General features: G+C 72.3%; 9 protein-coding genes. 5 read left to right on the top strand and 4 right to left on the bottom strand.

Going from position 1 to position 11891, the window contains the following annotated elements; translation table 11 throughout:
• Positions 1 to 13: 13 nt before the first annotated feature.
• From L3V85_RS31400 to L3V85_RS31385, 4 genes are all read left to right on the top strand, one after another.
• Complete coding sequence (locus L3V85_RS31400; protein WP_237676504.1) at positions 14 to 2371, top strand: DUF5682 family protein; 2358 nt, start codon at positions 14 to 16, stop codon at positions 2369 to 2371.
• Positions 2368 to 3582: a VWA domain-containing protein gene (locus L3V85_RS31395; protein WP_237676503.1), complete on the top strand. Its 1215-nt coding sequence runs from the start codon at positions 2368 to 2370 to the stop codon at positions 3580 to 3582. The genes L3V85_RS31400 and L3V85_RS31395 overlap by 4 nt, the downstream gene beginning before the upstream one ends.
• Before the next feature lie 85 nt (positions 3583 to 3667).
• Positions 3668 to 4651, top strand: coding sequence for a Bug family tripartite tricarboxylate transporter substrate binding protein (locus L3V85_RS31390; protein WP_414080253.1), 984 nt, complete (start codon positions 3668 to 3670; stop codon positions 4649 to 4651).
• A 143-nt stretch (positions 4652 to 4794) separates the two neighbouring features.
• Positions 4795 to 6468, top strand: coding sequence for a hypothetical protein (locus tag L3V85_RS31385; protein ID WP_237676501.1), 1674 nt, complete (start codon positions 4795 to 4797; stop codon positions 6466 to 6468).
• Here L3V85_RS31385 and L3V85_RS31380 read toward each other — a convergent pair.
• From L3V85_RS31380 to L3V85_RS31365, 4 genes are read right to left on the bottom strand one after another with little or no spacing between them, the layout of a single operon-like run.
• Positions 6458 to 7588, bottom strand: a complete 1131-nt coding sequence (locus L3V85_RS31380) for a hypothetical protein (protein ID WP_237676500.1) — start codon at positions 7586 to 7588, stop codon at positions 6458 to 6460. The genes L3V85_RS31385 and L3V85_RS31380 overlap by 11 nt on opposite strands.
• Before the next feature lie 3 nt (positions 7589 to 7591).
• Positions 7592 to 8368 (bottom strand): hypothetical protein, encoded by a 777-nt coding sequence (locus L3V85_RS31375; protein ID WP_237676499.1) that lies wholly within the window; start codon positions 8366 to 8368, stop codon positions 7592 to 7594.
• A complete protein-coding gene (locus L3V85_RS31370) occupies positions 8358 to 9377 on the bottom strand; it encodes a hypothetical protein (RefSeq protein WP_237676498.1) in 1020 nt (339 codons plus the stop codon). Before L3V85_RS31370 ends, L3V85_RS31375 begins: the two co-directional genes overlap by 11 nt.
• 36 nt (positions 9378 to 9413) lie before the next feature.
• A complete protein-coding gene (locus L3V85_RS31365; RefSeq protein WP_237676497.1) occupies positions 9414 to 10442 on the bottom strand; it encodes a glycosyltransferase in 1029 nt (342 codons plus the stop codon).
• Positions 10443 to 10538: 96 nt separating this feature from the next.
• On the opposite strand from L3V85_RS31365, the gene L3V85_RS31360 reads away from it, so the two are divergent.
• Positions 10539 to 11879 (top strand): UDP-glucose dehydrogenase family protein, encoded by a 1341-nt coding sequence (locus L3V85_RS31360; protein WP_237676496.1) that lies wholly within the window; start codon positions 10539 to 10541, stop codon positions 11877 to 11879.
• Positions 11880 to 11891 lie beyond the last annotated feature (12 nt).

Below are 11891 nucleotides of genomic sequence, written 5' to 3'. Positions count from 1 at the left end.
GACGCACTGAAAAATGGGCTCTCCGCTGCACTACTTCGGCATCCGCCACCACGGGCCCGGCTGCGCGCGCAGCCTGCTGCGCGCCTTCGAGTCGCTGCAGCCCGACTGCATCCTGGTCGAAGGGCCGCCAGACGCCGAAGGCCTGCTGTCCTTCATGGCGCATGCCGACCTGCGCCCGCCGGTCGCGATGCTGATCCACGCGGGCGAGGACACGGGGCTCGCGGCCTTCTATCCCTTCGCCGAGTTCTCGCCCGAATGGCAGGCGCTGCAATGGGGCGTGTCGCGCAACCTGCCGGTGCGCTTCATCGACCTGCCGCAGTCGCACCGCATGGCGATCGAGCAGGCCGCGCGCGCGGCCGACGAAGCCGAGGCCGCCAAGGCTCAGGAAGCACCCGAAGCCGAAACCGGCGAGCCGCTGGGCGACGACGAACACGACGAAGCACCGGCCGCCGAATCCGCAGCCGGTGAAGAAGCGGCGCAGCCGCAGATCCCCGACGACCCCTTCGACTGGCTCGCCCATGCAGCCGGCTATGCCGACGGCGAGAGCTGGTGGAACCACATGGTCGAGGAGCGCGGCGACGGCGAAGACCTGTTCGGCGCCATCGCCGAGGCCATGACGGCCGTGCGCGCCGAAACGCCCGAAGACCGCCGCGGCCCGCGCGCCGCGAAGCGCGAGCAACTGCGCGAGGCCTTCATGCGGCAATCGATACGCGAAGCCGTCAAGGCCGGCCACCAGCGCATCGCCGTGGTCTGCGGCGCCTGGCACGTGCCGGCGCTGCAGGGCGCGGCCACCGCCAAGGCCGACGCCGCGCTGCTCAAGGGCCTGCCCAGGCTCAAGGTGCTCGCCACCTGGGTGCCGTGGACCTACCGCCACCTCACCAGCGCCAGCGGCTACGGCGCGGGCATCGATTCGCCCGGCTGGTACGAGCACCTCTGGCAGCAGGGCCAGCAGGTGGCGGGCCGCAGCACCGGCTGGCTCGCGCGCGTGGCGCGGCTCCTGCGCGAACACGACCTCGATTGCTCCTCCGCCCACCTGATCGAGGCCACGCGCCTGGCCGACACGCTCGCCGCGCTGCGCGAACGCCCGGCACCCGGCCTGCCCGAACTGGACGAGGCCGTGCGCAGCGTGATCTGCATGGGCGAGCAGGCGCCGCTCACGCTGATCCGCGAGCGCCTGACCGTCGGCGACCGCATGGGCCAGGTGCCGGCCGAGGTGCCGACCGTGCCGCTGCAGCGCGACATCGAGCAGCAGCAAAAAAGCCTGCGCCTGAAGCCCGAGGCCACCGCGCGCACGCTCGACCTGGACCTGCGCCAGCCCAACGACCTTGCGCGCAGCCACCTGCTGCACCGGCTGCGCCTGCTCGAGCTGCCGTGGGGCGCGCCCACCGCCGGCCAGCGTTCGAGCCGCGGCACCTTCCACGAGGTGTGGCAGCTGCAGTGGCAGCCGGAGTTCGCGCTGCGCATCATCGAGGCCAGCCGCTTCGGCGCGACCGTGGCGCATGCCGCCACCTCGCGCGTGATGGAAAAGCTGGCCGGCGAAGGCTCGCTCAGCGTGCTGGCCGAGCAGGTCGACACCGTGCTGCTGGCCGACCTGCCAGCGGCGGTGCAGGCCGTGACCCGCGCGCTCGAAGACCGCGCCGCGCTCACCGGCGACGCGGTGCAGCTCATCGGCGCGGTGCCGCCGCTGGCCAACGTTTTCCGCTACGGCAGCGTGCGCCAGACCGACAGCGCGCTGCTGTCGCACGTGCTCGACAGCCTGATCGTGCGCGGCGCCATCGGCCTGCCCATTGCATGCGGCGCGCTCGACGCCGAGGCGGCCGAGTCGCTGCGCACCAGCCTCATCGCCGCGCACGACGCGGTGCGCCTGCGCGACGGCGAGGAAACCACCGCCGCATGGCGCGGCGCGCTGCGTTCCATTGCGTTCGGCGAAAGCGCCGCGCCGCTGCTGCGCGGCGTGGTCTGCCGGCTGCTGCTCGACGATGCGCAGATCGACAGCGAAGGCGCCTCGCAGCAGCTCGCGCGCAACCTCTCGGTCGGCGCTCCGCCCACCGAGGCGGCCGCGTGGCTCGAAGGTTTCCTCAACCGCAACGCGATGGTGCTGCTGCACGACGAGGCCGTGTGGTCGCTGGTCGATGCGTGGCTGTCGGCGCTGGGCGAAGAACACTTCCTGCAGGTGCTGCCGCTGGTGCGCCGCAGCTTCGCGGACTTCTCTGGCGCCGACCGGCGCGCACTGGGCGAGCGCGCCAAGCGCGGCGCCACGGGTGGAACAGGCGGCACGGCGGCGGTCGCCACCGCCGCCGCGGACTGGGACGAATCGCGCGCGGTGCTCGCGCTGCCGCTGCTGCGGGAACTGCTGGGAGTGAAGGCATGAACACCACCAACACCGTTGCCGCGTCCGCGGACGAGACGCCGCCCTCCACCGACCGCCTGCAGCGCTGGCGCATGGTGCTCGGCAGCGAGGCCACGCCCAGCTGCGGCGCCGTGGAAGGCCGGGTGCGCGAGATCGACATGGCGCTCGCCGCGCTCTACGAGGCCGACGGCCGGCGCGGCCTGGGCCAGGGCGGCCAGCGCGGCGGCCGGGGCGACTCGGCCCCCAGCGTGGCGCGCTGGCTCGGCGACATCCGCAAGTACTTTCCGAGCCAGGTGGTGCAGGTGATGCAGCGCGACGCGATGGAGCGGCTCAACCTGCGCCAGATGCTGCTGCAACCCGAGATGCTCGAGAACGCCCAGCCCGACGTGCACCTGGTGGCCAACCTCGTGGCGCTGGCCAGCGTGATTCCGGCCGGCACCAAGGACACCGCGCGCGCCGTGGTGCGCAAGGTGGTCGACGAGCTCATGAAGAAGCTCGAGGAGCCGATGCGCAGCGCCGTGAGCGGCGCGCTCAACCGCAGCCAGCGCAACCGCCGCCCGCGCCATTCGGAGATCGACTGGAACCGCACCATCCGCGCCAACCTGCGCCACTGGCAGCCCGAATACCGCACGGTGGTGCCGCAGTCGCTGGTCGGCTACGGCCGCAAGGCGCGGCAGCCGCAGCGCGAGGTGATCCTGTGCATCGACCAGAGCGGCTCCATGGCCGCGTCGGTGGTCTATTCGAGCATCTTCGGCGCCGTCATGGCCAGCCTGCCGGCGGTGGCGACCAAGCTGGTGGTGTTCGACACCAGCGTGGTCGACATGACCGAGCAGCTGCAGGACCCGGTCGACCTGCTGTTCGGCGTGCAGCTGGGCGGCGGCACCGACATCAACGGCGCCGTGGGCTACTGCCAGGGCCTGATCCGCGAGCCGCGCAACACCATCCTCGTGCTGATCTCCGACCTGTACGAAGGCGGCGTGGAAGAAAAGCTGCTGCACCGCGCCAACGAGCTGGTCGAGGCCGGCGTGCAGTTCATCGCGCTGCTGGCGCTCAGCGACGAAGGCGCGCCGGCCTACGACCGCGACCTGGCCGCCAAGCTGGCCGCGCTGGGGGTGCCCTCGTTCGCGTGCACGCCCGATGCGTTCCCGGGCCTCATGGCCGCCGCCATCAAGCGCGAGGACGTGGCGGGCTGGGCCGCGGCGCAAGGCCTGAAGACCAGCAGGGCAGGATGAGGCTCGCCCCCGGGCCCCTCTCCCGCGGTGTCTCGCGATTGAACAGGCCCTAACATGGGGGCGGAGACGCCCGCCCATGCTGCCCATGATCCGCCGCCGACCGCTTCTGCTGCAACTGCTGTCCACAGCCGCCCTGTCGGTCGGTTTCAGGGGCGCGACGGCGCAGCCTCTTTATCCCGCCAAGCCCTTCCGCTGGATCGTGCCGTACCCGGCCGGCACCGGCGCCGACATCGTCGCGCGCACCGTGGGCGCCCAACTGGCGGTCGACAGCGGGCAGCCGGTGATCATCGAGAACCGCGCCGGCGGCAACACCGCGCTGGGCGCCATCGAGGCCGCCCGCGCGCCGGCCGACGGCTACACGCTGCTGTCGGCCGACAACGGCATGCTGGTGTTCAACCCCGCGCTCTACCGCAACCTCAGCTACAACCCCGCGCGCGACTTCGCGCCGGTCACGCTCATGGGCCGGCTGCCGATGGTGCTGCTGGTCGGCCCGTCCACCGGCGAGAAAGACGCCCGCGCCTTCATCGCCGACGCGCGCGCCTTTCCCGGCAAGGTGAGCTTCGCCTCCGCCGGCACCGGCAGCCCGCAGCACCTGGCCATGGAACTGCTCGAGCGCGAGGCCGGCCTGGAGATGGTGCACGTGCCCTACCGCAGCGCGGCGCCCGCGCTGGCCGACGTGGCCGGCGGCCAGCTGCCGGCCATGATGTGCGACCTGGCGGCGGCCCGCCGCTTCATCGAGAGCGGCAAGCTGCGCGCGCTGGCGGTGGCGCATCCGCGCCGGCTGGCGCAATTGCCGGCGGTGCCGACCTTCGCCGAGCTCGGCATGCCGCGCGTCGAGGCCGCCACGCTCCTGGGGCTCGTGGTGCCGGTGAAGACGCCCAGCGAACTGGTGGCGCGGCTGCAGCAGGCGGTGGCCAGCGCCATCCACAACCCGGCGGTGCTGGCCCGGTTCGCCGACCTGGGCATCGAGGCCGCGGGCGACGGCCCCGGCAAGTTCGCGGCGCTGCTGCAGGCCGAGTCGGGGCGCTGGCATCCGCTCATTCGCGACCTGAACCTGGTGCTCGACTGAGCCGCCGGCGCCTTTACGGCAACTTTGCGCGCGTGCCGCGAAGTGCTCATTCCTGGCTAAGAGTCGCTGCCTAGATTGGCTCATCGCCAGAAAGGGTCGGCGGGACGGTGTGCAGGGGCAGGCCGCTCCCGCCCAGAAAAACGATGAAAACTCGCCGGTTCCACCACGTCGTCTTCGCGGACGATTTTTTTCGTTCCGCCGCCAACGGCCTGACTTACCACGTCGCGAACCGGCGATTCCTGCGGGCTTTCTTCGACACCGCGCTCGGCCGCCTGGGCCTGCCGGTGCACGAGGTCGCGCCGCTGTCCGAAGGCGGGCGCATCGACGTCGCGCGCCTCATGGCCCGGCTCGAGCTGCCCTGCACGCCGGCCGGCTGGGCCCGCGCCTGCATCGCTGACCTCTCGCCGCTGGCGGGGCGCGACGGCATGCCGGTGTTCGACCCCGGCTGCCTGGTGATCGGCTGGGGCCTGACGCCGGCGCTGCAGCACTGCATCCACCGCGGCGGCGCCAGCTACCTCGACATCGAGATCGACCCGCGCCGCTTCACCGAGCACCTGCACTTCTGCGCCCGCACCAACGACCCCGCCATCGAGGCCGCGCTGCGCGCGCGCCGGGTGGACGAGGAGCTGTTCTGGAACCACGCCAGCGTGATCAAGGGCTACTTCGCAAGGCGCGGCGCCGCTTCGCTGTTCGACCCGCGGCTGCGCGTGGGGTTGTTCTTCGGCCAGAGCCTGGTCGACCTGTCGCTGGTCGGCGGCGGGCGCACCATGCATCCGGCCAGCGTGATCGCGCCGCTGCGCGAACTGGCGCGCGGGGTCGACCTGCTGGTCATCAAGCCGCATCCGTACGAGCCCGCGCTGCACGACCTCGCGCCGATCGCGCGGGCCATTCCCAACGTCGCGTGGACGCAGGAGAACACCTATGCGCTGCTGTCGGCGAACAACGTGCACTTCGCCTCGGCGCTGTCGTCCAGCGTGCTGACCGAGGCGCGCTATTTCCGCAAGCCCGCCCATGCGCTGATCCATGCGGACCGCAACGCGCGCTCGCAGCTGCCGGCGGCATGCTCGGGCTGGATTCCGATCGGCGCCGGGCTCGGCGCGATGGATTTCATGGCCGAGGCCTGCGGCGACCTCTCGCCCCTGGCGGCCGATGCCGCCGCGGGGTCCACGGCCTGGCCGGCCGCCGCCATCGAGCAGGCCTTCGCGCTGCGCTGGGGCTTCGACGACAAGAGCCAGGGCCTGCGCGACGTGGCCGAGCTGCGGATGGACCGGCCCTACATGTTCCACCCCGGCAGCCCCGCGACCGGCTGGCTCAGCCACGGCTGGGCCGGCTTCGACGGCGAGGGCGCGCGCAGCGAGGGCGAGCTGGCCAGCCTGGTGATACCGCTGCCCGCGCTGGCGCCCTCGCAATCGCTGTCGCACCAGCAGCCGCACCGCATCGAGGTGCGGGTGGACTACCGCAGCAACGCCAAGGCCACGAGCGTGCACGCCATGTTCGACGGCGTGGTGCTGCCGGCCCAGCGCGTGACGGGCGCGCGGCGCCGCACCCTGGTGTTCGACATCGAGGCCACGGCGGCGCGCAAGTGTCTGGTGCTGCAGTTCGTGGTGGCGGACGCCGGCCGCGCGGTGGCGCGCCGGGCGCTGGCCCGGCCCTCATTCACGATCAGGCGGCTTCAGGTGTCGCTGCGCATGGGGCGCGGTGTGATCTCGGCACCGCCGAAGGCCTCGGCGATGCCGTGGGCCGAGATGCATCCGCTGCGCGCGGCGGCGAAGGTGTTCCGCGCGGTGGTCGATTCCGCGCGCGGGGTCATGGGGTAGCCGGTTTGCCGCCGGCAAGGCGCATCAGCAGCGCGACCCAGTGCTGCCGCCGGTCGATGGCGGCCTGCCGGCCCTCGGCGGCATCCGTGGTGTTGCCGGCATTCATGGCGAGCAGCTCGCCCGCCGCGGTTGCCACGGCCCGCGCGAACTTGGTCGCGTCGCCGCGCCACACCACCACCCGGTGCTCGAGCCCGAGCTGCGCCGCGCGCCCGGCGTTGATCGCCTGCTCGGGCTGGTCGGTCAGCAGCAGCAGGATCGGCTTGCGGTACACCGCCGCGATCGACAGCGCCGCCATGCCCGGCGCGGAGACGATGAAGGCGCTGCGCGCGGCGGCCTCGATCCAGTGCTCGTCGCGCGCATGCCAGCGGGGCCGCCGGGCATAGCCTTCGCCGACCAGATGCGCCGGCAGGCCCGCGTCGGCCAGGCCTTGCTCCAGGCCTTCGGCCAGCGCCGGCTCCTCGAAATGCGGATTCAGGTAGACGGCGGCGACGCGCGGCGTGGCCGCCTGTGAATGGGCCGCTGCATCCACCACCGCGACAGGTGTCGGCAGCCGCCAGCCGCCGCGCCCGTCGTGTGAAGGTTCGCCGTGCGCGAAGTCGTGCGCGATGCGCGCGAGGCTGCGGTCGATCTGCCAGGCCACGATGCCGCCGAACAGCCGGGCCACGGCGCCCGGCATCCGGCCCTCGAAGTTGGTCTGCAGCGCGTGCCGCAGGCTCGCGCCGTACACGTGCACGACCTTGCGGCGCCAGAACGGCAGCCAGCCCATCAGCAGCAGCGCGGGGTGGAAGGAGTCGTTCACCACCAGGTCGGCTTCGCGGAAGCGGCGGCTCAGCCGCAGCACGTCGCGCAGCATGCGCGTGGGGCGGAACATGTAGTGGGCCACGTTGCGGTCGGTCTCGCGGCGCAGCATGTTCTGCTCCTTGTCGAACTGCACCGCGTAGTGGCGCGAGAGCACCGGCGCGTCGATGCCGAAGCCGGCCAGGAAGCGCGCGCCTTCGTCCGAGGTGGTGAGCACCTGCACCTGCGCGCCTGCCTCGCGCAGCGCGTGCGTCAGCAGTTGCGCGCGCATCAGGTGGCCGCGCGCGTCCGCCGTCGCGAGGTAGAGGATGCGCGGCGGCATCGCTCAGGCGTGGTGCCGGTGCCGTGCCGGCCGCGCCGCACCGGGGCGCAGCCGCAGGGCCACGCCGGCCAGCCACATCCCGGCCGCGCCGGTGATGCCGAAGCCGCGCTCGGTGTCGCGCACCTCGCGCATCAGCTGCGCGAGCCGCGCCTCCTCGTGCGGCGCCACGCAGCGCTGCAGCGTGCGGCTGCACAGGCGGATGTGCCGGTCCTCGTCGGCCAGCACGCGCGACAGCAGCGGGTGCAGCGCATGTTGCGGCCCGATCAGCACGCAGTGGCGCTGCAGGATGCGCGAAGCCATCTGCTCCGCGCTCAGGCCGATGGCATAGGCCGGCACCAGCCCGCCGTGCGCGAAGTGCGGGGCATGCCGGCGGATCAGCTGCTGCCAGCGCGCCAGCTTGCGGCGGCTGAACCAGTCGGGCCGGGGCGCTTCTTCGGGCGAGGCGGCCGCCTGCGCGCTGCCGCCGCGCTGGACGATGGCTTCGGCGAACAGGCGCGCATGCAGCTGCTCGTCGGCCAGGTGCTGGTCGAGCTGGCGCGCGAGCCAGTCGGGCGGGGCGATGCGCAACTCGCGCTGCAGTGCCTGCTCGGACGACTCCTCGCCCACGAGGTAGAAGCGCAGCAGCAGCATCTCGCCCGCGTTGCTCGCATGCAGTTGCCGCAGCGCGGCGCGCTTGAGGTGGTGCACGATGCGCGCCTGCAGCGCGGGCCAGCCGCGAAGCCGTGGCGGGGCGAGGCAGCCGAAGCCGGCCGAAGTGCCAGACGCCGGATCAGCGGCCATCGGCCTTGGCCTGCACGGGCTGCTGCTGCGGCTGTTGCTGCTGCCAGCCCAGCACGAGGCCGATGAAGCTGTCCTGCAGGAAGGCGCGCGCCGCGGCGTCGGCCCCCGCGAACTCGCGCTGCTGGCCGTCGTAGCGCACATAGCCCTTGCCGTTGGCCGCGCCCAGCACCAGCTTCTCGTTCTTGTGGAAGCCGCGTTGCAGCAGCGGCTGCAGCAGCGACTGCGACTCGAGCCCGTACAGGAACATGTCGCGCTGCACCACCTGGCGCGGGATCTTGCCGCTGAGTGCCTGCAGCTCCAGCGTCCAGTTGCCCTGCTGCATCGCGTCGGCCAGCTCGCGGCCCTTGGCGGCCGGCGCATGGAAGCGCGCGCGCGCCACCGACTTCGACGCCTTGCCGAGGCCCAGGCCGATGGTGATGTCGGCGTCTTTCGCTCCGTTCGCGCGGTTGTCCTCCACCTGCACCAGCACGTTCGCGAGCCGCGCGGTCAGCGAGGGCCTGGCGAGTGCTTCGGTGATCTGCGCGGGCGTGAGCACCACGCGGTCGGTGCCGCCGTCGTTGACCACCACTTGATAGGCATCGATGCGGATGTCGCTGAACTCGTCGCCCACGGGCGTGTGCGCATGGCTGCTCACCGACCAGTCGTTGCCCGAGCGGCTCAGCAGCGCATGGAAGGTCAGCGGCACGCGCCGGCCGCCGTTGCGGGCCTGGCCCGAGCCCTGCAGCAGCACGTCGCCGACGATGGTCTTGTCGGCATAGCCGCGCGTGTTGCTGAAGCGGATGGTGTGGGCGGCGCTGTCGAGCGCCGCGTGCGTGTCGGGATCGTCGAGCGCGAGGCGGTTGCAGTCGTTGCCCGCGCCGGCCAGCGCGGCGAAGGGGCAGCCGGCATCGGACTTGAAGTTGAAGACGCCGCGGCCGGCGAAGTCGGCGGCGCCCGCCAGCGTGAAGGCGCCCGCGAGCGCGAGGCCGAGCGCCGCGCGGCGACCCGTAAGCGAAGAGCGGATGTGCATGGTCTTTGTTGTTCGTTGTTCTTGTGCGGCCTGTGCTCAGGGCCGGTGATAGGAGAGCGCCTGCGCATCCGCGTTGGTGCGGCCCGTGGTGTGCCAGCCGATGCCGCGCGCGAAGGCGCCCAGCATGTCGACGGCCGAGAAGCCCAGGATCAGCGCCACGCCTGAAAGCCAGCGCGGGCCGCGCAGCGGCGGCAGGTCTTGCCGGTTCAGCGCCTTGATGCTGAAGCCCAGCCGCGTGAACAGCACGCACAGCGGGCCGATGGGGCCGCTCTTGGCGAGCCACTGCCAGCGCGGCGACACGTAGCTGCGCAGCAGGTGCGGCGTGAGCGAATAGGTGTCTTGTCCGCGCATCCAGCGCAGCTTGAGCGCTTCCATGCGCGTGTCGGGCAGGCGGTGTTCGGTGTGGGCCGCCGCCGCGTAGTGAATGGGCACGCCCGCCGCCTTCAGCCGCATGCCCAGCACCTGGCAGTGCGCGCGGTACACGCCGTCGAGCGCCTGGTAGCTGTGCTGCTCGAACACCTCGCGGCGGAAGGCCACGTTGTTCGCGTAGAAGTTGCTCGTGGCGCCGGCGTGGTCGGCGTTGGGGAAGTACATGAAGTCGATGGTGGTCAGCGCGGTGCCGACCACGTTGGCCGCGTAGCTGGTGCGGCCGGCCACCACCGCGGGCGCATCGGCGCCTTGCGTGAACGGCAGCAGCATCTGCAGCAGCCAGTCGTCGTCGGGCAGGCAGTCGGCATCGGCGAACACCACGTGCGTGCAGCGCTGCGCGTCGGTGGCCGCGAAGCCGACGTTCTTGGCGTCGTAGTAGCCGGTGGCCGCGTCGATGCGCACGAAGTCGACCGGCCGGCCTGCGAGCGCGCTCACCGCGTCGCAGGTGGCGGGGCTCAGGCCATCGTGCGTGATGACCACCTGCGCGAGCGCCGCGAGCGGCAGCTTCTGTCTTGCGAGCAGTGCCACCAGGCGCTGCAGGCTGGCGCCGGCCCTTGCCTCGGCATCCGCTCCGCCGCGCAGGTTGTTGGTCTCCAGGACCAGCGCGCAACGCGCGGCAACTTGATCGGGCATCATCGAATTTTCCTGTCCGGACACGGTTTTGAAAGAATCCATCCTGCTTTTATCGCACAACCGCGCTGTCCACCAGTGCCCGGTGTCGTCGGGCCGCCCATGAAGGTCAGCCTCTTCGGCGCCGGCTACGTGGGCCTGAGCTTCGCGGCCTGCCTGGCCGAAGCCGGCCACGAGGTGCTGTGCACCGACGCCGACCTGGCGCGCATCGAGGGGCTGCAGCGCGGCCTGATGCCCTTGCACGAACCGGACCTGGAAGCGCTGGTGGCCCAGGGCCTGGCCGCCGGCACGCTGCGCTTCACCGCCGACGCGCAGGCCGCGTGCGCGCATGGCGACGTGCTCTTCATTGCGGTCGGCACGCCGGCCGATGCCGAAGGGCGCGTCGACCTGCGGCATGTGATGGCGGTGGCGGCGGGCATCGGGCGGCACCGCGAGCGCGAGGCGCTGGTGGTGTGCAAGTCGACCGCGCCCGTGGGCACGGCCGACCAGGTCGAGGCCGTGCTGAGCGGCGAGCTTTCGCGGCGCGGCGCGTCGCTGCGCATCGCGGTGGCGGCCAACCCCGAGTTCCTGCGCGAAGGCGCGGCCGTGCGCGACTGCCGCCGGCCCGACCGCGTGGTGATCGGCACGCAGGACCCGTGGGCCATCGACCTGCTGACCCGGCTCTATGCGCCGTTCGTGAGCGAACCCGAGAGGCCGCTGCTGGTGATGGACCGCCGCTCGGCCGAGCTCACCAAGTACGCAGCCAACGCGATGCTCGCGACCCGCATCAGCTTCATGAACGAGATGGCGCGCGTGGCCGGGCATGCGGGCGCCGACATCGAGATGGTGCGGCGCGGCATCGGCGCGGACCATCGCATCGGGCCCGACTTCCTGCAGGCGGGCGCGGGCTACGGCGGCTCCTGCCTCGCCAAGGACGTGCGCGCGCTGACGCGCATGGCCGAGCGCGACGGCCATGCGCTGCGCATTCTCTCGGCGGTCGAGGCCGCGAATCACGAGCAGAAAGGCCGGCTGTTCGACCTGATGACGCATCACTTCGAAGGCCGCATCGCGGGCAAGACCGTCGCCGTGTGGGGCCTGGCCTTCAAGCCCGACACCGACGACATGCGCGACGCGCCGAGCCTGGTGCTGCTGGAGCGGCTGCTGGCCGCCGGCGCGCGCGTGCAGGCGTACGACCCGGCCGCGATGGCGAATGCGCGCGCCATCGTCGGCGAGCGCGACGGCCTGCGCTGGTGCGCCGATGCGCAGGAGGCGCTGCAGGGCGCCGACGTGCTGGCGCTGGTGACCGAGTGGCCGGTGTTCCGCGAAGTCAGCCTGGCGCGGATCGCGCGGGAACTGCGCATGCCGGCGATCTTCGATGGCCGCAATGTCTACGACGCGGCGCAGGTGGAAGCGGCTGGCATCGCGTACTACGGCATCGGGCGCGGGCGCACCGCGCCTCGTTGAGGCAGCCGCTCC

Source organism: Variovorax paradoxus (assembly GCF_022009635.1).
GTDB lineage: Bacteria > Pseudomonadota > Gammaproteobacteria > Burkholderiales > Burkholderiaceae_C > Variovorax.
Note: the sequence above shows the minus strand (reverse complement) of the source record. Positions and strands in the feature narration are given on the sequence as shown.